Raw genomic sequence first — 19,433 nt, forward strand, 5'->3', positions numbered from 1 at the left:
CGAATCCAGGCAGTAGAAAGCAAGCTGGAAGAGCGCATTGAAAATCTTCGCCAGGAGGTGAAGGCCGAGATCAACACCGCCTTCAACAAGGCCATGCTCCTCTTCACCGCCATCGGGGCGGTCCTGGCCCTCCTCACCCTCTTCCGCTGAGCCGTCTGAGTAAAATGGGTCCCGTGATCCGCTGGATGGTTCTCGCCCTGGCCTTGTGGGGCCCGGTCCTGGCCCAGGACTGGGGGCTCACCCGAAGCCAGACGCTGACGACGGGCGGGGCCAAGGCCTGGCGCTACACCCTAAGCCCGAGGGGCGGGGAGGCCCGGGCCCTCTGGGAAGCCCTCTCCCTCCAGTACCGGGACCACCTCAAGGCGGGGTACCGGGTGGACCTCGGGGGGTGGCGGCTCTACTTCCTCGGGGGGAAGCTCCGCCTGGAGAGGCACTGCCAGGCGGTGAACCCCGCCTGCTTCACCTTCGGGGCCCTGCCCGCAGACAAGGCCCGGCAGGACCGCTTCCTGATGGAGCTCGCCGCCCTCCTGGACCGGGCCCTGGGGGAGGCGGCCCAGACCGGGGGCGCGGTCACCTTAAGCCGGCTTTTCCGGGTGGAGCTTAAGCGGAACCAGGCCCCGCCCTACCCGGCGGCCCCCTCGGGCTGGAAGCCCTGAAGCTGGGGTATCCTCTTTTCCATGCAGCGGGGGCTGGCCTGGTTCATCCTCCTGGGCGCCGCCTTGGCGGGCCCGTGCGCGGAACGGCCCTACACCCTGGAAAGCGAAGAGGGCCTCCTGGGTGGGGAAAACCTGAGCTACGATGGCGAGGTCCTGGTCCTCGAGGGGAGGGCCTGCCTGGAGCGGGAGGGGCTTTACCTGGAGGCCCCCCTCCTCCGCTACCGGGAGGGAGAGGGGTTTCAGGCCAAGGAGCTGCGGGGCGAGGCCCAGGGGTGGCGCCTCGAGGCCGAAAGGCTCGAGGGGAAGACCCTTTACGGGGCGCGCCTGGAAAGGGGGCGGCTTAAGGCCAGGGCCGAGCGCCTCCTCCTGGAAACCCCTCCCCTAGGCCAAGGGGTGGAGCTGGAAAGCCCCGCCTACCGGGTGCGGGCGGAGGAGGCCCGGTTCACCCGGGAGGAGGCCCGGTTAAAGGGCTTCCTCGCCACACCCTGCCCATGCGGGGAGGAGGCGCGCCTACGGATGGTGGAGGCCCGCTTTGACCCAAAGACGGGGGAGCTTCTGGGAGAGGCCTCCTTGGGGCTTTGGGGCCTGGAGATCCCCTTGGGAGAGGCCCGGGCCAACGCCAACCGAAGGCCCGAACTCAAAAGCCCTCTCGTCTTCTCGGGAAGCGAAAGCGGGGGCCTTACCCTGGGCCTACAGGACTTCCCCCTCCCCAAGCCCGGCGAGGAGATCGGGCGGTGGGAAAGGCGCCTCACCCTGCTCGCCACCGGGCTGAACACCCCCAAGGAGGCCCTTCAGCTCGGCCTCCGGGAAGGGGGAAGGGGCGCGGAGGCGCGCCTCGGCTACGCCGCGGGGGTAAAGGCGTACTGGGACGACCTCTTCTTCTCCTCTACCCCCACTCCCCCCGATACCAACACCCCCCGCCTCGAGGCCCGCTACGCCCCCACCTTTCGGGTGGAAGGCCTCACCCTAAGCCCCTTCCTGCGCTACGCCGAGACGGGGAGGAGCCAGGGCTGGACCCTAGGGGTGGAGGGGAGCTACCGCCAAACCCTCAGGGAAGGCCCCCTTAGCCTCACCCTCTCCCCCACCCTCCTCGCCGCCTTCTACCCCAGGACCCCCTACGCCCCCTATCTGGCGCTGGGGGGAAGTGTGGAGGGGGGCTTCCAGGAGGGGGCGCTGGCCCTGCGGCTGGGGTACGCCGGAAGGCTTGAACCCTTGGAGAAGACTCCGCCCTTCATCTATGAGAACCGGGACGAGTTCCAGAGGCTATTCCTGGAAGGCCGCCTGGGACCCTTCTCCCTACGCTACACCCTGGAAAACCCCCTAGGCTACCGGCTGGACCGGCTGGAGGCGGAGTACCGGGAGGAGGCCCTGGGCACCCTCCGCCTGGCCTACGTGCGGGGAAGCTTCGGCGAGCTCCGCCTGGCCTACGCCCCGCCCCTGCCCGACCGGGCCTGCTGCCAGGCCCTCTGGGCGGCTCTGGAAGGGGGGGTGGGCGAGGGGGGCCTGAGCCGCTACGGCCTCACCCTCCGCTACTACGATGGGTGCTTCGCCTACGAGGTGAGGGCGCAAAATGTCCTCAAGGGGCAGTACGGCGAGGCCACCGGGCTCAGCTTCTCCTTCGGCCTGAGCCTGCGCTAAAATGGGGACATGCCGGAAGACCGCCTCCTGGAGCGCCTGGAAAAGCTGGAGGGCATCGTGGAGGCCACGGTCCAGGTGCTTCCGCCCCTGGTCCAGGACCTCTCCCGGCGGATCGACGGCCTCCGGGAAGAGGTGCGCGGCGTGGAGGCCAGGCTGGAAGCCCGCATCCAGCAGGTGGAGGCCAAGCTGGAAAGCCGGATCCAGCAAGTGGAAACTAAGCTGGACGAGCGGGTCCAGCAGGTCAAAACCGAACTGGAAGACCACATCCAGCGCACCGAAACCAAGCTGGAAGGCCAAATCCGGCAAGTCAAGGGCGAGTTGGAAGCACGCATCCTGCAGGCAGAGGCCAAGCTGGAGGAACGCGCCCAGGCCCTAGAGGGCAAGCTGGAAGGCCTCCGGCAGGAGGTCAAGGCCGAGATCAACACCGCCTTCAACAAGGCCATGCTCCTCTTCACCGCCATAGGGGCGGTCCTGGCCCTCCTCACCCTCTTCCGCTAGGGGGGCTCCACCTTGAGCCCGAGGAGAAAGAGGTTCCGGTCCTCGGGAGGCTGGTAAAGGTCGTTGGGAAACGCCAGGGCGAGCATCCCGCGCCCAGAGGTCCTGACCTTGACCTCCCTCACCCCCAGCACCTCCCCCTGCCAGAGGACCCGCTTCCCCTCCACCACCATGGCCCAGGGGCCGTGGCCGCCCGCAGGGGTGCCCTGAAGAAGGAAGACCACCTGGGCTTTTCGGCAAAGGGGGATCTCCACCGCCCCGTTGGCGTAGAGCTCCGCCCTTTGGGGCAAGGGGGCGGGCCTGCAGGGGGCCTCCTCCAGGGGAAGGAGGGTAAAGGCTCCCCGGAGGCCGAAGAGGGCCACCCCGAGCCCCAGGACCAGGGCCAGCGCGCCCAGGAAGGCCCTCACCGCACCACCTCCTCCTCCAAGAGGTAGCGGGGCTTTAGGGCCAGGCGGTGGGCGGAGAAGAGGAGAATCCGCAGGCGGTAGCGCCCCGGGGAGAGGCCCTCGGGCAGGGGGAAGGCGATGGGGTTGGCCCCGTCCCACTCCCAGCCGAGCCGCTGGCAGCCCTTCTGGCAGAGGTAGACCTGGACCCGGTAGCCGGAAGCCCCCTCGAGGCGCAAAAGCCCCACCCCCTCCCCCGGGGGCACCGCCAGGTAGGCGAGGGCCGGGGGCGGGGTGGGGGGACGGGTGGCCAGGTAGAGGAAAGGGGGGCTCCAGAGGACCGACACCGCCCCGGCGAGGACGAGGGCGAGAGGAAGGCGCACGCCCCGGGCCAGGGCCATGCCCCCGAGGAGGAAGAAGACCTCGCCCCTAAAGGGGCTTGGCACGCTGAAGGGGTTGTCCACCATGCCCATGGCCAGGTAGGCGAGGAGGAGGGAGAAGAGGAACCCCTCGCCAAAGGCCGCGGCCAGGAACCCTCCGGAAAGGAGGAGAAGCCCGAGGGCCCCGAAAAGGCCCCCTTCCCCCAGGGCCTGGAGGAGGTGGTTGTGGGCGAAGGTCCAAAGCCCGCCCAAGGGCACGAGCCAGGAGGGGCAGGAAAGCCCCCGGGCCTCGAGGAGGGGGAAGAGGAAGCAGTTCCCGAGAAGGGTGCCCTTCAGGTAGTCCCCCAGGAGGTAGGGCCCGACCCCGGTCCAGGGGTGGGCCTGGAAGACCTCGTAGGCCCGGAGCCAAAGGACCTCCCGCCCCGAGAGGTGGGCCTCCAGGAAGCGCCCCGCCACGGGGTTATCCAGGAAGGCGGCCAGGAAGAGGAGGAGCCCGGCCACCCCCAGGGCCCACCCCCCCCGGGCCCGGAAGAGGAGCCCCCCCGCCCCCCCGAGGAAGAGGGCCAGCATCCCCCCCCGGCTCCCGGAGAGGAGGAGAACCCCCCCTCCAAGAAGCCCGAGGAGGAGGCGAAGGGGAAGGGGGTAGCGGAGGTAGAGGGCGAGGAAGACCCCCAGGGCCCCCATGAGGCCAAGGCCCACGGGGCTGTGAAAGGGGTGCATGAGGCGCACCGTCCAGGCCCGGTCCCCGAAGGCCAGGTAGGTGGCGAGGAAGGCGGTTGAGTAAAGGAAAAGGAGGCCGTACCCGAGGGGCCTCAGGCCCACCCCCCGCCGCGCCAGGGCCACCCCAGCCCCCACCAGCCCCAGGACGTAGAGGGCCCGCCCTAGGGCGAGAGGGAAGGCCAGGGGCTCGGGGGCGAAAAGGGCGGGCAGGAGAAGGGAAAGGGCGTAGGCGGCAAGGAGGCCCCTGGCCAAAGGGGAAAGCCCCTTGAGCCAAGGGAGGAAGAGGGGGGCGAGGAGGGCGAGGGGGGGAAAGAGGGGAGCTATGGCGAGGCCCAGGGCGAGGACGCGCACGGCCTCAACTCTACCAAACCCCGCCCTCAGCGGTCCCTAAGAAACCTGCGGTAAAGTGCTGGGGTATGAGGGGCCTCGTCCTTTGGTTCGCCCTCGGGCTGGCGCTGGCTGCCCGCTTCGCCGCCTTCAGCGTGGAGCCCTTCGGGCCAGAGCGCCTGGACCTGGAAACCGGGATCACCACCCTACCCCAGGGAGGGGTCCTCACCGACAACGAAAACGGCCTCCGCCTCAAGGGAAGCTACATAGAGTACAAGGAAGGAAGCTTCGTGCGGGCCAGGAAGGTGGAGCTCCTCTCGCAAAAGGAAACCTTCCTGGCGGAGAGCCTGGAGCACGACATCCCGAAGCAGGAGGCGCGCTTCGCGGGGCTTGCCTTCAGCAATCCCGACTTCAAAAACCTCCGGGCGGAGCGGGCCCTGGCCCTCTTCGCCGAGGACGTGGTCATCCTAAAAGGAAGCGTTCGGGCGGAAAGCCCGAGGCTCCAGGCCGAGACCCTGGTGGCCGACCTGAAGGCCAGGGAGGCCCTGGTCCTGGGGAGCTTCCTCTACCAAGAGGGGAAGGCCACCCTGAAGGGCCAGGGGGCCTCGGCCCGGCTGTACCTCCGCTTCGTAGGGGGTAAGGTCCAGGCCAGCACCAAGCTTCCGCCCCAGGCGGGACGCCTCGAGGCCTACGCCAAGCGCCTCCCATGACCCTCTACCGCCACCTTCTCAAGGAGGGCCTCCCCCTTTTCCTCCTCGCCCTCCTCTTCCTCACCGCCGTCTTCCTCTTCGGCTTCTTCTACGCCGGGGCCAGGTGGCTTGAGGGGGTCCCCATCCCCAAGATCCTCCGCTGGCTCTCCTACCACGTGCCCGGGGTCTTGGTGCAGGTCTTCCCCATCGCCTTGGTCACGGCCACCGTCCTCCTCTTCGGAAGGCTCGCCGCCGAGGGGGCCCAGTTCGCCCTCCTCTCCGCCGGTATCCCCCTCTTTCGGGCGGCCCTGCCCCTCCTCCTCCTCGGGGCCCTCCTCTCCCTCATCGCCCTCTACCTCCAGGAGTACGTGGTCCCCGAGGCCAACAACCGGGTGCGGGTGGCCTGGTGGGACGAGATCCACACCCAAGGGGCGGGCCTCTTCCGCTTAAAGGGGATGCAGATCCCCATAGGCCAGGGCAAGAGCCTCTACTTCCAGGACTTTGACCCGGAGGCCAAGGAGATGGTGGGGGTGCGGATCACCGCCTTCCAGGGGGAGGTGGGGACCTTCCTCTTCGCCGAGCGGGGCACCTGGGAGGACAAGACCCTCACCCTCAGGAACTACCGCTACTACCAGGTGGACTTCGGCCAGGTGCCGGGGCTGGAAACCGCCCCTGACCTCCTCGCCCAGGTGCGCCGGGTCTTCCGGGCGGTGAGCCAGGGGAAGACCCTGGAGGTGGCCTCGGACCTCTCCCGGGCCCGGGCCATCGCCGACTACGCCGACACCTTCAGCTTCGGCCAGGATAGCCTCTCGGCGGCCTGGAGGAAGCTCAAGGACCCCTTTTTGCCCCCCTTGGAGAAGTGGCGGGCGCGGCTCGAGCTCCACTCCAAGCTCGCCCTGCCCCTTTCCAACCTGGTCCTGGTCCTCCTCGCGGCGGCCATGGCCCTCCGCTACGGGAAGAGCGCGGGGCTCGCCCTGGGGATGAGCGTGGTCCTTTCCCTGGCCTACTACGGGGCCTTCTTCCTGGGGCGCTCCCTGGCCGGGGTGGGGGCCATCCCCCCGGAGCTTGGGGCCTGGGGGGCCAACCTCCTCTTCCTGCTCCTGGGGCTGCGGGCCCTGAGGTAAACTCGGGGCATGACCCGGCGCGGGCTCCAGGCCAAGGTTCCTGTCCTCTGCCGCTGGGGCCTCTCCCCCAGCCTGGTCGGGCGGTGACGGGGCTCCGCCTCGGCCTCGTGGCCTACCCCGGGCTTGGGGGTAGCGGCATCGTGGCCACGGAGCTGGCGGAGAGGCTCGCCCGGATGGGGCACCGGGTCCACCTCTTCGCCACGGAAAGGCCCTTCCGCCTCTTTCGGGATAGCCCCGTGGTCTACGTGCCCGTGGACCTCCCCTACTACCCCGTCTTCCCCGGGCCCCTCTACACCCTCTCCCTGGCGGGCACCCTGGAGCGGGAGGCCAAGCGGCTCGGCCTGGACCTGGTGCACACCCACTACGCCATCCCCCACGCGGCGGCGGCCTACCTGGGCCTCGGGGAGGCCTTCCCCCTGGCCCACACCCTCCACGGGACGGACGTCTCTGTGCTGGGCATGGACCCCGCCTTCCACGGGCCCACCAGGCGGGCCCTTCTTGCGGCCCGGGCCACCACGGCGGTGAGCCGGGCCCTGGCCAAGGAGGCGGAAAAGGCCTTCGGGGTACGGCCCAGGGTCATCCCGAACGCCGTGGACCCGGAGCGCTTTTACCCGAGGCCGGAGAGAAAACGCCTCTACGCGGAGGAAGGAGAGTTCCTCCTGGTCCACGCCTCCAACTTCCGCCCCATCAAGCGGGTGCCGGACCTGGTGCGGGCCTTCGCCAAGGCGCGGCGGAAGCTCCCCGCGAGGCTTCTCCTCCTGGGCAAAGGCCCCGAGGAGGCCGAGGCCAGGCGGGTGGCGGAGGAGCTCGGGGTGGCTCCCTGGGTCAGCTTCCACCCCCCCACCCCTCACCCGGAGGAGGTGCTGGGGGCGGGGGACCTCTTCCTCCTGGCCTCAGAGGAGGAGTCCTTCGGCCAGGCGGCCCTCGAGGCCCTGTCCTCAGGGGTGCCCGTGGTGGCCACGGCGGTGGGCGGGGTACCGGAGCTCGTGACCCCGGAGGTGGGAAGGCTCGTGGAGCTTGGCGACCTCGAGGGCTTCGCCGAGGCGGTGGTGGAGCTCCTCACGAGCCCCGAGCTTCCCGCCCTGCGCAGGCGGGCCCGGGAATACGCCGCCGAGCGCTTCCACCCCGAGCGCATCACGGCGGAGTACCTGGAGGTCTACCGGGAGGCCCTAGGCTAAAGGCAAAAGGCCTTTTTGGGGCTTCTTGGGCCCCCGCTCTGGCTTTACTTAGGCGTGGGCCACGAGCTCCCGCTTCTTGCGGGCGGGGCGCTTCTTGGGTTCCTTGGCGCGGGCCTCGAGGGCCTTCAGGCCCCCCACCAGGGCCAGGTCCAAAACCTCGTCCAGGTGCTCCACGAAGTGGAAGGTCATGTTCTGCCTTAGGGGCTTAGGGATATCAGAGAGGTCGGGCTCGTTCTGCTTGGGCAGGATCACCTCCCGGATCCCGGCCCGCCTCGCCCCGAGGACCTTCTCCTTCACCCCGCCGATGGGGAGGACCCTTCCCGTGAGGGTGATCTCCCCGGTCATGGCGATGTCGTGCCGCACCGGCACCTCGGTGAGGGCGGAGACCAAGGCGCTCACGATGGCCACCCCGGCGGAGGGGCCCTCCTTGGGGATGGCCCCGGCGGGGACGTGGATGTGGATGTCGGACTTGTCAAACTTCTCCAGGGGGATGCCGAAGCGCCCCGCGTTCTTCTTGGCGTAGGAAAGCGCCGCCCGGGCCGACTCCTTCATCACGTCGCCGAGCTGCCCCGTGAGGATGAGGTTGCCCTTGCCGGGCATCACCGAGACCTCCACGAACATGATGTCCCCGCCCACGGGGGTGTAGTACATCCCCGTGGCCACCCCCACCTGGGGCTCCCGGGCCTCGGTCTCGGGGAGGTGGCGGGGCGGGCCGAGGTAGCGCTCCAGGTCGCGCTCGGTGATGCGCACGCGCTTCCTGCCCTCCTCCAGGATCTGCCGGGCCGCCTTCCTGAGAAGCGCCCCGATCTCCCGCTCCAGCTGCCGCACCCCCGCCTCCCGGGTGTAGTGGGTGATGAGGCGCATGAGGGCGGCCTCGGTCACCACCACCTGGTCCGGGTCCAGGCCGTTTTCCCTTAGCTGCCTCGGCAGGAGGTAGCGCTTAGCGATCTCCAGCTTCTCCTGCTCGGTGTAGCTGGTGAACTCAATGGCCTCCATCCGGTCCATGAGGGGGGCCGGGATGTTCTGGGGGAAGTTGGCGGTGCAGATGAACATCACCTCGCTGAGGTCAAAGGGCACCCCCAGGTAGTGGTCCACGAACTCCTTGTTTTGGGCGGGGTCCAGGACCTCGAGGAGGGCCGCCGCCGGGTCCCCCTGGTAGGAGATGCCGAGCTTGTCCACCTCGTCCAGGAGGAAGACGGGGTTCTTGGTCCCGGCCTGCCTCAGGCCCTGGATGATCCGGCCCGGCATGGCCCCGATGTAGGTGCGGCGGTGGCCCCTAATGTCCGACTCGTCCCGCGCGCCGCCCAAGGAGACCCGCACGTACTTCCGCCCCAGGGCCTCGGCGATGCTCTTGGCGATGGAGGTCTTCCCCACCCCCGGGGGCCCCACGAAGAGGAGGATGGGGCCCTTGTTCACCTCGTCGGCGGGGATCTCCCCGCGCCTCGCCCTTTCCGCCTTGAGCTTGCGCACCGCCAGGTACTCCAGGACCCGGTCCTTCACCTTCTCCAGGCCGTAGTGGTCCCGCTCCAGGATCTCCTTGGCCCGCTTCAGGTCCAGGTTGTCCTCGGTGCGGGTGTTCCAGGGAAGGTTCACGATCCAGTCCAGGTAGGTGCGGATGACGCTGGCCTCGGCGGAGTCCGGGTGCATGCGGGCGAAGCGGTTGAGCTCCCTTTCCGCTTCCTGCCGCACCACGGGGGGAAGGTCCAGCTCGGCGAGCTTCCGCCGGAACTCCTCCACCTCCTCCGCCCCCTCCTCCCCGTGGAGCTCCCGCTGGATGGCCTTCATCTGCTCCCGGAGGAAGTACTCCCGCTGGTTGCGGTCTATCTCCTCCTTGACCTGCTGCTGGATGCGCCGCTGGGTTTCGATGAGCTCCAGCTCCGCCTCCAAAAGGACCAAGACGTGCTTAAGCCGCTCGGCCACGTTGGCCGTCTCCAGGACCTTTTGCTTGTCCTCGAGGCGGAAGTCCATGTGGAAGGCGATGTAGTCGGCGAGCTGGGAGGGGTCCTCCAGGTTCAGGACGAACTGGGCCACCTCGGGGGGCAGGTACTTCCCCTCCTTGAGGAGGGCCTGGAACTTGTCCTTCACCTCCCGCACCAGGGCCTTCACCGTGATGGGGTCCCCGGGCTCGTCGGAGACCACCTCCCCCTTGGCCTCGAGGTGGTCCCCCAGGTCCAGCCACTCCACCACCCGCACCCGGGCGAAGGCCTGCACCAGGACCTGGACGGAGCCGTCCGGGTTCTTGCGCATCTTCAGGATGTTGCAGGCCGTGCCCACCTCGTAGAGGTCCGAGGGCCTGGGGTTTTCCACCTCCTTGTCCCTCTGGCTCACGATGAGGAGCACCCGCTCGCGGGCCAGGGCCTCGTCAATGGCCCGGATGGAGATGGGCCGGCCCGCGTCTATGGGCATGACCATGGTGGGGTAGATGACCGAACCCCTCACGGGGCAGACGGGCAGGGTTTCCGGCAGCATGGCTGTCCTCCTCTCTTTGGCGTCTTGGCCTTCGTCCATAGCCTAAGCCTACCTATGTCAAGTTTACTGCGAATCCCCTGTTTTACGCAAAGGGCCTTGGCCCAAAGCCCTTATGCTAAGGGGCGTGAAGCCCCTCCAGACCCTCCTTCTCCTCCTCTTCCTCGGCCTCGCCCTGGGGCAGAAGAGCGGGGGCGGGGTGGGGGGCAGGCCCTACGTGCCCTCGCCCCCGCCTCCCATGAGCCCAGGGCCCGCCCCCGCCTATCCCCTACCCTACCCTACCCCGGGCCCGGTGTACGTGTACCCCGGGGGCGGGGGAAGCCTGGGGGTAGCGCCCGTCCTGGTCTTCTTCGGCCTCGCCCTGGTGGCCTTCCTCATGGTGCGGGGACTGCAAAGGGTGGGGGAGGCGGGGGCTTCGGCCAGCGTGGGGCGGCTCAGGCTCGCCCTCCTGGTGCGCCCGGAGGTGCAAAGAGCCCTCCGCCGCCTCGCCGAGGAGGCGGACACCACCACCGCCAAGGGCCTCGCGGACCTCTTAGACGAGGTGGTCCTTCTCCTCCTGCGGGAAGCCCCCGCCTGGCGCTTCGGAAGCTACGAGGCCGAGGAGGGAAGCGAGGAAGAGGTCCTGGCCCGGTTTGACGCCTGGATGCTGGAGGACCGGAGCACTTACCGGGAGACCTTCCGCCACTTTGAGGGGAAGAGGGTGGAAGCCCCCTACACCCCCAAGGTGGAGCCCGGGGGGCGCTACCTGGTGGCCTCCCTCCTCCTCGCGGTGCGGGGAAGCCTGCCCAAGCCCGGCGCCCTGGACCGGGAGGGAGCGAGGCAAGTCCTCCTGGCCTTCGCCGGGAGCACCCCCTTCACCCTCCTCGCCTTCCACCTGGCCTGGACCCCGGAGAAGGAGGGGGAGGGCCTCACGGAGGAGGAGCTCCTCGCCCTCTTTCCGAAGCTGGATAAGCTCTAAGCCCCTTGGCGCCCGCCCTGACCTGCGAGAGGGGGATGCCCTGGGGGGCCTAGAGGATAGAGTAAAGGCGTGGTACGGGTAGGACGAAGAAGCGCCACCTTTTACCCGCCGGAAGGGGCCGCCGCCCTCATCGGCGACTTCACCGACTGGGAGAGGAGCCCCATCCCCCTCTCGGGGCCCCTCACCCTGGAGTTCCCTGAAGGGGCCTACGTGGAGTACGCCTTCCTGGACCGGGAGGGAAGGCCCTTCCCTGACCCCGACAACCCCGAGAAGGCGGAAAACCCCTGGTGGAGCTACCCGAGGGCCATAAGGCTTCCCGGCTTCCGCTACGAGGCCCCCCCGGAGCCCAAGGAGGAGCCCAGGGTGGCCCGGCACCGCCTGGGGGAGAGGCGCTTTTACGTGGCGGAGACGGGGCCCTCCCCAAAGGCTACCCTGGTGGCCCAGGACGGGGTGGCCTTCTACCGCACCGCGGGGTTGCACAAGGTGGCGCGGGCCCTTTTGGAGGCGGGGGAAGTCCCGCCGGTGCGCCTCCTCTTCGTGGAGCCCATAGACCGAAGCGCCGAGTACCGCTTCAGCGAGGCCTACGAGAGGGAGTTCCACCGGGTGCTGGAGGAGGTGGAAGGGGCCCACGGCCCCCTGGGAGAGGTGGTCTTGGTGGGGGCCTCCTTGGGGGGGCTTTTCTCCTTGTGGCAGGCCTGGAGGCATCCGGAGCGCTTCAAGAAGGTCCTCGCCCTCTCCCCCGCCCTCAAGGCCCACCCCGGGGGGAAGGACGCCTACCGGGACGAGGAATGGCTCCTCCTTCGCTACGCCGAGGCGGAGCGCCTTCCCCGGGTCTACCTGGAGGTGGGGCTTCTGGAATGGCTTTTGGGCCCTAACCGCCGCTTCGCCGCCCTCCTCGCCGACAGGAAGGCCCCCCACGCCTACCGGGAAAGGCCCTCGGGGCACAACTGGGTCACCTGGAAGCAGGCCCTGGCCCCGGGGCTTCGCTACCTCCTGGGGGAAGGGTGAGCGGGGAAGCCTTCCTCACCCTCCTCTCGGTGGCCGCCCTCGAGGCCCTCCTCTCCGGGGACAACGCCCTGGTCCTGGCGGTGATGGTGCGGCCCCTCCCCCCGCGCCTCCGGGCCCGGGCCCTCCTCTACGGCCTATTGGGGGCCTACCTCCTTAGGGGCCTCGCCCTCCTCTTCGCCGTCCTTCTCATAAGGCTCTGGTGGGCCCAGGTGCTGGGGGGGCTCTACCTCGTCTACCTCATGGTCCAGCACTTCCGAAGCCCCCTCGAGGCCAGACCTCTCCCGGAGGCCACGGCCAGCGAGTTCTGGCGGGTGGTGGTCCTCATCAACCTGGTGGACCTGGCCTTCGCCGTGGACTCCATCCTGGCGGTGGTGGCCTTCTCCAAGGACTTCCTCCTGGTGTTTCTCGGGGTGGCCCTGGGCATCCTCTTCATCCGCCTCCTGGCGGGCTCGGTGGTGGCCCTGATGGAGCGCTTTCCCGGGCTGGAAAAGGTGGCCTACGCCCTGGTGGGCTGGGCCGGGGTCAAGCTCTTCCTGGAGGGCACCCACACCCTCGCCCACCTCCTCCACCGCCCCGAGCTCGCCCTCGCCCTCCCCAAGGCGGTCTTCTGGGGAGGCACCTTCCTCATCCTCCTCGTGGGGAGCGCCCTCGCCTTTCGCAAGGATGCCTAAGGACTGGGACGCCTTTTACCGAGAAGCCCAGGAAGGCCGCCCCCCGGCCTTCGTGGTGCGGGCCTTTGGCCCCTTCCTCCCCAAGGGCCCTATTCTGGACCTGGCGGGGGGATTGGGGCGGAACGCCCGTTACTTCCTGCAAAGGGGTCACCCCGTGGTCCTGGTGGAACGGAGCCCCGAAGCCCTAAGGAGGCTCGCGGGCATCCCGGGGCTTTCCCTCGTGGCGATGGACCTCGAGGCCGAGGACGCCCCGAAGCGCCTTCCCAGGGGCCCCTTCGCCGGGGTCCTCATGGCCTACTACGTGAACCGCCCCCTCCTTAAGGCCCTTCCCTCCCTCCTCCTCCCCGGGGGGTTCCTCCTGGTGGAGGGCTTCTCCCGGAAGGAGGCCTTGAGGCGGGGAAGGCCCTCTAGCCCCTTCTACTGGGAGCCCGAGGAGCTCCTCACCCCTCCCCCGGGCCTTTCCTTGAGGGCCTTTGGGGAAGGGTGGATGGGAGGGTATAGGGTCTACGCCGTCTACACTAGGCCTTGAGGCCCCGGGCCACGAGCTCGGCGATATCTAGGACCTCCGGAGGGTTAGGGTCCTGGGCGGTTTCCACGTTCATCATGGCCATGCAGAAGGGGCACCCGGTGGCGATGACCTCGGCCCCCGTGTCCTTAAGCTCCTTGTAGCGGTTCTCGGAGACCCGCATGGCCCCGGGCTCCTCCTCCTTCCAGAACTGGGCCCCGCCCGCCCCGCAGCAGAAGCTCCTCTCCCGGTTCCGGGGAGGCTCGGTGAGGACGAGACCCACCCCCTTGAGCACCTCGCGCGGGGCCTCGTAGACCCCGTTGTGGCGGCCCAGGTAGCAGGGGTCGTGGAAGACCGCCTTGCGGGTCTCCTCCCCCACCCGGATCCGGCCCTCGCGCAGGAGCTCGGCGAGGAACTCCGTGTGGTGGACCACCCGGTACTGGCCGCCGAAGTCCTTGTACTCGTTCTTCAGGGTGTGGAAGCAGTGGGGGCAGGTGGTGACGATGGTCTTGGGGGCCACCTGGTTTAAGGTCTCCACGTTCTCCGTGGCGAGCTGGAAGAAGAGGTACTCGTTGCCGGCCCGCCTCGCCGCGTCCCCGGTGCACTTCTCCCGCCTGCCCAGGACCGCCCAGTCTAACCCGCTGGCGTTCAGGATCTCCACCATGCTCCGGGCGATCCTCTGGGCCCTGGGGTCGTAGCTTGCGGCGCACCCCACCCAGTAGAGGACCTCGGGGTGGGGCTTCTCCTCCACCGTGGGGACCCTAAGCCCTTCCGCCCAGTCCAGGCGCTTGTCCTGGCCGATGCCCCAGGGGTTGCCGGAGCGCTCCATCCCCCGGAAGGCGTTGTTGAGCTGGGCCGGAAACTCCCCCTCCATGAGGACCTTGGCCCGGCGCACGTCCAGGACGTGGAGCATGGGCTCGTTGCCCACGGGGCAGACCTCCACGCAGGCCAGGCAGGTGGTGCAGGCCCAGAGGGCCTCCTCGTTCAGGGCGAAGTCCATGAGGGGCCTCGGGCTCTCCTGCCCCTCGGCGAAGTCCTTCAAGATGCCGTTCAACTCGTACCGCTCGGAGATGAGGATGGCGGCCGGGCTTAGGGCCTTCCCCGTGGTGTAGGCGGGGCAGGCCTCCTGGCAGCGGTTGCACATGATGCAGGCGTAGGCGTCAAGAAGCCGCTTCCAGGAGAGGTCCTCCAGCTTCTCCGCCCCGAACTTCTCCTCCTCCTTCTCCAGGTCCAGGGGCAGGAGGGCCCCCGGCACCTCCTTGCGGAAGGCCAGGTTGATGGGGGCCATGAAGAGGTGGATGTGCTTGGAGCGGGGGAAGTAGGGGAGGAAGAGGAGGATGGAGCCCAGGGCGCCCCACCAGAAGAGGTGCTCGCCCAAGGTGAGGGCCGAGGGGGAGAGGCCGGAAAGCGCCCCGCCTAGGGCGCTCGCCACGGGCTGGAAGGGGTCCTGGCCCTCCTTGGCGAGCTGGAAGGCCTTGGAGAGGAGGCGGCTTCCCACGTGGAAGGCGATGAAGGCCCCCACGATGGCCGAGTCCCGGGCGATGCCGGCCCTGGCCTTCTCGTGCAGGGGGACGTTGGGGTTCCAGGTGAAGTCCCTGGGGGCGAGGAGGTAGCGCCGGAGCATCAGGCCCAGGATGCCCACGAGGATCAGGAAGGTGAGGAGGTCCGCGATTAGGTTATAGGGGTTCCAAAGCCCCCCGCGGGCGTGAAGGCCGAAGAAGCCCTCCAGGAAGTCCACCAGGTTCACCAGGAGGTAGTAGACGAAGCCGTAGAAGACGAAGGCGTGGAGGAGGGAAACCAGGGGCCTCCTCTTGAACACGGTCTGCTGGGTGAGGACGAGCCAGAGGGCCCGGCCCACCCGCTCGGGCAAGCGGTCAAACCGATCCTCGGGCCGCCCCCGCCTTATGGCGAGGTAGACGCGAAGGAAGCCCGTGTAGGCGTAGTAGAGGCTTCCCAAGGCGAGGAGGAGGAAGAGGATTTTCTCGGGCAAGGTGAGCATGGACGCCACCTCCTTATACTCGGTAAAAGTTTACCCCATCTCCCTGGCCTGGCAAGGGCGTAGAATAGCCTGCCGTGGAAACGGCCGCCCTTTTGGTCCTCTCCTTCTTCGGGCTTTTGAACCTCTTCATCTTCCACCGCTTCAAAAAACCCCTCTTGCCCATGGTCTTGGTCCTCTTGGTGAGCTTCTTCGCCTTCTTCTTTTCCCCTGCCTTGGGCCTGCTCGTCTTTCTCCTGGGCCAGACCTTGGCCTTCTACCAGGCGGGGAAGAGGTAGTAGGCGCAAAGGGCCACCAAAAGGCCCAGAAGGGCCCCCACCAGGACCTCGAGGTAGGTGTGGCCCAAAAGCTCCTTCAGGGGCTCCTGGGCGAAGCCCCTTTCCACGAGCCTTTGGAGCTCCTGCACCAACTGGTTGAGGAGCTGGGCGTGGAGGCCCGCGGCCCGGCGGATGCCCGTGGCGTCGTACATAACGATGAGGGCGAAGACGGCGGCCACGGCGAAGAGGGCGCTGTCAAACCCCTCCCTAAGCCCCACACTCACCGCCAGGGCGCTCACCGTGGCGGAGTGGGAGCTCGGCATCCCCCCGGTCTCCAGGAAGCGCTCCCAATGGAAGCGGCCCTCGAGGCGGTAGTAGAGGAAAAGCTTCAGGGTCTGGGCCAGGAGGTTGGCCAGGAGGGCCGTCCAGAAGATGGCATTAGAGAGAAGCTCCATGCCGCCTCAAGAGGGCCGCCTTGAGGGTGTTCGCCATGAGCATGGCCACGGTCATGGGCCCCACCCCCCCGGGCACGGGGGTGAGGGCGGAGGCCACCTCGGCCACCTCGGGGTGGACGTCCCCGAGAAGCTTCCCCTCCACCCGGTTCACCCCCACGTCCACCACGATGGCCCCCTCCCGCACCCACTCCCTCCTCACCAGGTGGGGCCTCCCCACGGCCACCACCAGGACCTCGGCCCGCCGGGTGAGGGCGGGGAGGTCTTGGGTTTTGGAGTGGGCCAGGGTAACCGTGGCGTCCTCCCGGAGGAGGAGGCCCGCCAGGGGCTTGCCCACGATGTTGGAGCGGCCCACCACCACCACCTCCTTCCCCTTGAGGTCCACCCCGTAGTGGCGTAGGAGGCGCACCACCCCCAAGGGGGTGCAGGGGAAAAGCCCCTCGCCCCCGCTCCAGAGCCGCCCCACGTTCAAGGGGTGGAAGCCGTCCACGTCCTTCAAGGGGTGGAGGGCCTCGAGGACCCGCTCGGTGCGGATGTGGGGGGGAAGGGGAAGCTGGACCAGGACCCCGTCCACCTCGGGGTCGGCGTTGAGGAGGGCGATGCGCCTGAGAAGGGCCTCCTCCGGGAAGTCCTCGGGGTAGACCTCTACCTGGCTCCTAAGGCCCAGCTCCCTGGCCTTCTTGTCCTTGAGGCGCACGTAGGCCACCGAGGCCGGGTCCTCCCCAAGCCGGATCACCCGCAAGGAAGGGACGAAGGGGAGGGAAGCGAGCGTAGCCTTAAGCTCGGCGTACACCGCCTGGGCCACCTCGTGGCCGGAAAGAAGCCGCGCCGCCACCCTAGTCCTCCTTGGGGGCCGCCTTCACCTCCCCCTCCTGGATGCGGCGGAAGAGGCGGCCCAAAACCCCGTTCACAAAGGCCCCGGAGTGCTCGCCCCCGTAGCGCTTGGCGATCTTCACCGCCACCTCTATGAGGGGGGCGAAGGGGGTGGGCTCGTAGAGCATCTCGTAGGCGGCGAGGCGGAGCACGGTGAGGTCGGTCTTGGACATCTGGCCAAAGTTCCAACCCTCCACCGTCTCCCCCAGCACCCGGTCCACCTCCTCCTGGTAGGCCTTGTAGCCGAAAAGGAGCCTCTTGGCGAAGGCCACCCCCTCCTCGTCCAGGGGGTCCCCGTAGGGGTCGTCCTCCCCGCCCATCTCCTCCAGGGCGTGGCGCAGGGCCTCCTCCAGATCCACGCCCCCCTGGGTGTGGGCGAAGAGGGCCCGCATGGCCAGCTCCCGCGCCCGCCTACGCATGGCCCTCCGGGGGATAGGCCACCTGGGCCACGTTGACGTTCACCGCCTTGACCTTTTCCCCCGTGGCCAGGAAGAGGGACTCGGCCACCGCCCTCTGCGCCTCCCGGGCCACCTCGGGGATGCTCAGCCCGTAGTCCACGGAGAGGACGAGCTCCACGGAAAGGCCCTCCGGGGAGCGCTCCACCTTGACGGGCCTCATGCGGCGGAACACCTCGCCCAAGGAGCGGGGAGGCGCCTCCAAAAGCCGCACCCCCCGAAGGCCCGAAAGGGCGTGGACCACCAGGCCCTCGAGGGCGTGGTCGCTGATCTCGTAGTCCACCATCACACGCCCAGTCTACATCTCCATGCGCCGGGCCACGAAGTTGGTGTAGACCGCCCCCCGGCGGAAGAAGGCGTTCTGCAACACCTTCTGGTGGAAGGGAATGGTGGTCTTGAGGCCGGGTCCCTCAATGACCGTTTCCGCGAGGGCCCGCTCCATGCGCCTGATGGCCTCCTCCCGGGTGGGGGCCCAGGCGAGGATCTTGGCGATGAGGCTATCGTAGTGGGGCGGGATCTGGTAGCCAGCGTAGAGGTGGCTGTCCACCCGCACCCCCGGCCCCCCGGGGAAGAGGAGGGTCTCCACCTTGCCGATGGAGGGCCTGAAGCCCTTCTCCGGGTCCTCGGCGTTCACCCGCACCTCTATGGCGTGCCCCCGGACCTCTATGTCTTCCTGCTTCAGCCAGAGCTTTTCCCCCTGGGCGATGCGGAACTGGGCCTGGACCAGGTCTATGCCCGTGACGAGCTCCGTGACGGGATGCTCCACCTGGATGCGGGTGTTCATCTCAATGAAGTAAAAGTTCCCCTCTTTGTCCACCAGAAACTCCAGGGTGCCGGCGGATACGTACCCCACGTGCTCGGCGAGCCTTCTCGCCGCTTCGGCGATGGCCTTGCGAGTCTCGTAGGGGAGGAGGCTCGGGGCCTCTTCCAAAAGCTTCTGGTGGCGGCGCTGGATGGAGCAGTCCCGCTCCCAAAGGTGGACCACCCGCTCCCCGTCCCCCAGGACCTGGATCTCTATGTGCTTGGGCTCCTCTATGTACTTCTCCAGGTAGATGGCGGGGTTCCCGAAGGCGGCCCGGGCCTCCTCCTGGGCCTGGAGCACTGCCCGCTCCAGCTCCTCCTCGGTGTGGACCACCCGCATGCCCCTCCCCCCTCCTCCCGCGCTCGCCTTGAGGATCACGGGGTAGCCGATCTCTAAGGCCGCCCGCTTGGCCTCCTCCACGCTCCCGAGCTCGTCCGTGCCCGGCACCGTGGGCACCCCCGCCTCCCGGGCCACCTTCCTCGCCGTGGCCTTGTCTCCCAGGAGCCGCATGTTCTCCGGGGTGGGGCCGATGAAGGTGATCCCGTGTTCCCGGCACATCTCGGCGAAGGTGGCGTTTTCCGCCAGGAAGCCGTAGCCTGGGTGGATGGCGTCGGCCCCGGTGACGATGGCCGCCGAGAGGAGGTTGGGGATGTTGAGGTAGCTCTGCCCCGAGGGAGGCGGCCCGATGCAGATGGCCTCGTCGGCGAGGAGAACGGGAAGGCTCTTCTCATCGGCGGTGGAGTGGGCCACCACCGTCTTGATGCCAAGCTCCCTGGCTGCCCGGAGGATCCTCAGGGCGATCTCGCCCCGGTTGGCGATGAGGACCTTCTTCATACCGGCTGGATGAGGAAGAGGGGCTGGCCGTACTCCACGGGCTCCCCGTTCTGGACCAGTATCTTCTTCACGATGCCGGAGACCTCGGACTCAATCTCGTTCATGAGCTTCATGGCCTCGATGATGCAGAGAACCTGGCCCTTCTCCACCCGGTCCCCTTCCTTCACGTAGGGAGGGGCGTCCGGGGCCGGGGCCCGGTAGAAGGTGCCCACGATGGGGGCCCGGACCTCCACGCACCCAGAGCACTCGTCGGCCTTGGCGGGAACCTCCTCCGCCGGGGAGGGCGGGGGGGCGGGCTCGGGAGCGGGGGGCGCGGCGGGCAGGGAAGCGGGAAGGGCCACCTGGGGCACGGCCACCACCGGCGCCTCTCCCCCCCGGCGGACGGTGAGCTTGTAATCGGGGGTCTCCAGGGTAAGCTCGCTTACCCCGTGCTCCACCAAGGCCTGCAGGATCTGCTTGAGCTCTTTAGGCGTCATAGGCACACCTCGTGGGGAAAGCTTACCCTATCCAACCCTTTGGAATTTCTGTACCCGGTCAAGATCCCGAAAGCACAGGGGGAGCAGGCC

At 68.5% G+C, this 19,433-nt stretch carries 21 protein-coding genes; 11 read left to right on the plus strand and 10 right to left on the minus strand.

Annotated elements, in window-relative coordinates; all coding sequences use genetic code 11:
• The first annotated feature begins 164 nt into the window (after nucleotides 1-164).
• The 3 genes from ABJK26_RS05320 to ABJK26_RS05330 are packed head-to-tail and all read left to right on the plus strand — an operon-like array spanning nucleotide 165 to nucleotide 2,792.
• Entirely contained in the window at nucleotides 165-656 is a 492-nt protein-coding gene (locus ABJK26_RS05320) for a hypothetical protein (RefSeq protein ID WP_347241227.1), read from the plus strand.
• A 21-nt stretch (nucleotides 657-677) separates the two neighbouring features.
• Nucleotides 678-2,294 carry a hypothetical protein gene (locus ABJK26_RS05325; RefSeq protein ID WP_347241228.1) on the plus strand — a complete coding sequence of 539 codons (1,617 nt, stop codon included), beginning with the start codon at nucleotides 678-680 and terminating at the stop codon, nucleotides 2,292-2,294.
• A gap of 9 nt (nucleotides 2,295-2,303) precedes the next feature.
• Nucleotides 2,304-2,792, plus strand: a complete 489-nt coding sequence (locus ABJK26_RS05330) for a CorA family divalent cation transporter (RefSeq protein WP_347241229.1) — start codon at nucleotides 2,304-2,306, stop codon at nucleotides 2,790-2,792.
• Here the strand turns inward: ABJK26_RS05330 and ABJK26_RS05335 are convergent.
• Together ABJK26_RS05335 and ABJK26_RS05340 are read right to left on the minus strand one after the other, a co-directional pair.
• The gene (locus ABJK26_RS05335; RefSeq protein ID WP_347241230.1) at nucleotides 2,789-3,196 is read right to left on the minus strand and encodes a hypothetical protein; all 408 of its coding nucleotides are present in this window, start codon (nucleotides 3,194-3,196) and stop codon (nucleotides 2,789-2,791) included. The two genes, ABJK26_RS05330 and ABJK26_RS05335, sit on opposite strands and share 4 nt — an antisense overlap.
• Nucleotides 3,193-4,623: an O-antigen ligase family protein gene (locus ABJK26_RS05340; RefSeq protein ID WP_347241231.1), complete on the minus strand. Its 1,431-nt coding sequence runs from the start codon at nucleotides 4,621-4,623 to the stop codon at nucleotides 3,193-3,195. The genes ABJK26_RS05335 and ABJK26_RS05340 overlap by 4 nt, the downstream gene beginning before the upstream one ends.
• Before the next feature lie 65 nt (nucleotides 4,624-4,688).
• On the opposite strand from ABJK26_RS05340, the gene ABJK26_RS05345 reads away from it, so the two are divergent.
• The 3 genes from ABJK26_RS05345 to bshA all read left to right on the plus strand — a co-directional run bounded on the left by ABJK26_RS05345 (nucleotide 4,689) and on the right by bshA (nucleotide 7,590).
• A complete protein-coding gene (locus ABJK26_RS05345) occupies nucleotides 4,689-5,309 on the plus strand; it encodes a hypothetical protein (RefSeq protein WP_347241232.1) in 621 nt (206 codons plus the stop codon).
• The gene (locus ABJK26_RS05350) at nucleotides 5,306-6,412 is read left to right on the plus strand and encodes an LptF/LptG family permease (protein ID WP_347241233.1); all 1,107 of its coding nucleotides are present in this window, start codon (nucleotides 5,306-5,308) and stop codon (nucleotides 6,410-6,412) included. The genes ABJK26_RS05345 and ABJK26_RS05350 overlap by 4 nt, the downstream gene beginning before the upstream one ends.
• 83 nt (nucleotides 6,413-6,495) lie before the next feature.
• Nucleotides 6,496-7,590 (plus strand): N-acetyl-alpha-D-glucosaminyl L-malate synthase BshA, encoded by a 1,095-nt coding sequence (bshA, locus tag ABJK26_RS05355; RefSeq protein ID WP_347241234.1) that lies wholly within the window; start codon nucleotides 6,496-6,498, stop codon nucleotides 7,588-7,590.
• 48 nt (nucleotides 7,591-7,638) lie between these two features.
• On the opposite strand, the gene lon is transcribed toward bshA, so the two are convergent.
• A complete protein-coding gene (lon, locus tag ABJK26_RS05360; protein ID WP_347241262.1) occupies nucleotides 7,639-10,059 on the minus strand; it encodes an endopeptidase La in 2,421 nt (806 codons plus the stop codon).
• Nucleotides 10,060-10,171: 112 nt separating this feature from the next.
• Between lon and ABJK26_RS05365 the strand changes: the two genes are divergently transcribed.
• The 4 genes from ABJK26_RS05365 (at nucleotide 10,172) to ABJK26_RS05380 (ending at nucleotide 13,222) form a co-directional block, all read left to right on the plus strand.
• Nucleotides 10,172-11,014, plus strand: a complete 843-nt coding sequence (locus tag ABJK26_RS05365; protein WP_347241235.1) for a DUF1517 domain-containing protein — start codon at nucleotides 10,172-10,174, stop codon at nucleotides 11,012-11,014.
• Between the two features lie 69 nt (nucleotides 11,015-11,083).
• Entirely contained in the window at nucleotides 11,084-12,022 is a 939-nt protein-coding gene (locus ABJK26_RS05370; RefSeq protein WP_347241236.1) for an alpha/beta hydrolase-fold protein, read from the plus strand.
• Complete coding sequence (locus ABJK26_RS05375; RefSeq protein ID WP_347241237.1) at nucleotides 12,019-12,693, plus strand: hypothetical protein; 675 nt, start codon at nucleotides 12,019-12,021, stop codon at nucleotides 12,691-12,693. Before ABJK26_RS05370 ends, ABJK26_RS05375 begins: the two co-directional genes overlap by 4 nt.
• Nucleotides 12,686-13,222 carry a class I SAM-dependent methyltransferase gene (locus tag ABJK26_RS05380; protein ID WP_347241239.1) on the plus strand — a complete coding sequence of 179 codons (537 nt, stop codon included), beginning with the start codon at nucleotides 12,686-12,688 and terminating at the stop codon, nucleotides 13,220-13,222. Before ABJK26_RS05375 ends, ABJK26_RS05380 begins: the two co-directional genes overlap by 8 nt.
• Here the strand turns inward: ABJK26_RS05380 and ABJK26_RS05385 are convergent.
• Nucleotides 13,212-15,197: a (Fe-S)-binding protein gene (locus ABJK26_RS05385; protein ID WP_347241240.1), complete on the minus strand. Its 1,986-nt coding sequence runs from the start codon at nucleotides 15,195-15,197 to the stop codon at nucleotides 13,212-13,214. The two genes, ABJK26_RS05380 and ABJK26_RS05385, sit on opposite strands and share 11 nt — an antisense overlap.
• 74 nt (nucleotides 15,198-15,271) lie before the next feature.
• Between ABJK26_RS05385 and ABJK26_RS05390 the strand changes: the two genes are divergently transcribed.
• Nucleotides 15,272-15,472, plus strand: a complete 201-nt coding sequence (locus ABJK26_RS05390) for a hypothetical protein (protein ID WP_347241241.1) — start codon at nucleotides 15,272-15,274, stop codon at nucleotides 15,470-15,472.
• Here the strand turns inward: ABJK26_RS05390 and ABJK26_RS05395 are convergent.
• The 6 genes from ABJK26_RS05395 to accB are packed head-to-tail and all read right to left on the minus strand — an operon-like array spanning nucleotide 15,451 to nucleotide 19,343.
• Nucleotides 15,451-15,906, minus strand: a complete 456-nt coding sequence (locus tag ABJK26_RS05395; protein ID WP_347241242.1) for a divergent PAP2 family protein — start codon at nucleotides 15,904-15,906, stop codon at nucleotides 15,451-15,453. The two genes, ABJK26_RS05390 and ABJK26_RS05395, sit on opposite strands and share 22 nt — an antisense overlap.
• Nucleotides 15,890-16,738, minus strand: coding sequence for a bifunctional methylenetetrahydrofolate dehydrogenase/methenyltetrahydrofolate cyclohydrolase (locus tag ABJK26_RS05400; RefSeq protein ID WP_347241243.1), 849 nt, complete (start codon nucleotides 16,736-16,738; stop codon nucleotides 15,890-15,892). Before ABJK26_RS05400 ends, ABJK26_RS05395 begins: the two co-directional genes overlap by 17 nt.
• Nucleotide 16,739: 1 nt before the next feature.
• Nucleotides 16,740-17,195 (minus strand): transcription antitermination factor NusB, encoded by a 456-nt coding sequence (gene nusB, locus ABJK26_RS05405; RefSeq protein ID WP_347241244.1) that lies wholly within the window; start codon nucleotides 17,193-17,195, stop codon nucleotides 16,740-16,742.
• Nucleotides 17,188-17,517: an Asp23/Gls24 family envelope stress response protein gene (locus tag ABJK26_RS05410; protein ID WP_347241263.1), complete on the minus strand. Its 330-nt coding sequence runs from the start codon at nucleotides 17,515-17,517 to the stop codon at nucleotides 17,188-17,190. Before ABJK26_RS05410 ends, nusB begins: the two co-directional genes overlap by 8 nt.
• Nucleotides 17,518-17,529: 12 nt before the next feature.
• The gene (accC, locus tag ABJK26_RS05415; RefSeq protein ID WP_347241245.1) at nucleotides 17,530-18,867 is read right to left on the minus strand and encodes an acetyl-CoA carboxylase biotin carboxylase subunit; all 1,338 of its coding nucleotides are present in this window, start codon (nucleotides 18,865-18,867) and stop codon (nucleotides 17,530-17,532) included.
• Nucleotides 18,864-19,343, minus strand: a complete 480-nt coding sequence (gene accB, locus ABJK26_RS05420) for an acetyl-CoA carboxylase biotin carboxyl carrier protein (RefSeq protein ID WP_347241246.1) — start codon at nucleotides 19,341-19,343, stop codon at nucleotides 18,864-18,866. Before accB ends, accC begins: the two co-directional genes overlap by 4 nt.
• Nucleotides 19,344-19,433: the final 90 nt, after the last annotated feature.

Source organism: Thermus sp. (assembly GCF_039793865.1).
In the GTDB taxonomy this organism is placed as follows: Bacteria; Deinococcota; Deinococci; order Deinococcales; family Thermaceae; genus Thermus.

Bases quoted from the DNA above. Each gene is read 5' to 3' on its own strand.
- ABJK26_RS05320 (WP_347241227.1), top strand. From the start codon at position 165: ATGGGTCCCGTGATCCGCTGGATGGTTCTCGCCCTGGCCTTGTGGGGC.
- ABJK26_RS05325 (WP_347241228.1), top strand. From the start codon at position 678: ATGCAGCGGGGGCTGGCCTGGTTCATCCTCCTGGGCGCCGCCTTGGCG.
- ABJK26_RS05330 (WP_347241229.1), top strand. From the start codon at position 2,304: ATGCCGGAAGACCGCCTCCTGGAGCGCCTGGAAAAGCTGGAGGGCATC.
- ABJK26_RS05345 (WP_347241232.1), top strand. From the start codon at position 4,689: ATGAGGGGCCTCGTCCTTTGGTTCGCCCTCGGGCTGGCGCTGGCTGCC.
- ABJK26_RS05350 (WP_347241233.1), top strand. From the start codon at position 5,306: ATGACCCTCTACCGCCACCTTCTCAAGGAGGGCCTCCCCCTTTTCCTC.
- lon (WP_347241262.1), bottom strand. From the start codon at position 10,059: ATGCTGCCGGAAACCCTGCCCGTCTGCCCCGTGAGGGGTTCGGTCATC.
- ABJK26_RS05365 (WP_347241235.1), top strand. From the start codon at position 10,172: ATGCTAAGGGGCGTGAAGCCCCTCCAGACCCTCCTTCTCCTCCTCTTC.
- ABJK26_RS05380 (WP_347241239.1), top strand. From the start codon at position 12,686: ATGCCTAAGGACTGGGACGCCTTTTACCGAGAAGCCCAGGAAGGCCGC.
- ABJK26_RS05385 (WP_347241240.1), bottom strand. From the start codon at position 15,197: ATGCTCACCTTGCCCGAGAAAATCCTCTTCCTCCTCCTCGCCTTGGGA.
- ABJK26_RS05395 (WP_347241242.1), bottom strand. From the start codon at position 15,906: ATGGAGCTTCTCTCTAATGCCATCTTCTGGACGGCCCTCCTGGCCAAC.
- nusB (WP_347241244.1), bottom strand. From the start codon at position 17,195: ATGCGTAGGCGGGCGCGGGAGCTGGCCATGCGGGCCCTCTTCGCCCAC.
- ABJK26_RS05410 (WP_347241263.1), bottom strand. From the start codon at position 17,517: ATGGTGGACTACGAGATCAGCGACCACGCCCTCGAGGGCCTGGTGGTC.
- accC (WP_347241245.1), bottom strand. From the start codon at position 18,867: ATGAAGAAGGTCCTCATCGCCAACCGGGGCGAGATCGCCCTGAGGATC.
- accB (WP_347241246.1), bottom strand. From the start codon at position 19,343: ATGACGCCTAAAGAGCTCAAGCAGATCCTGCAGGCCTTGGTGGAGCAC.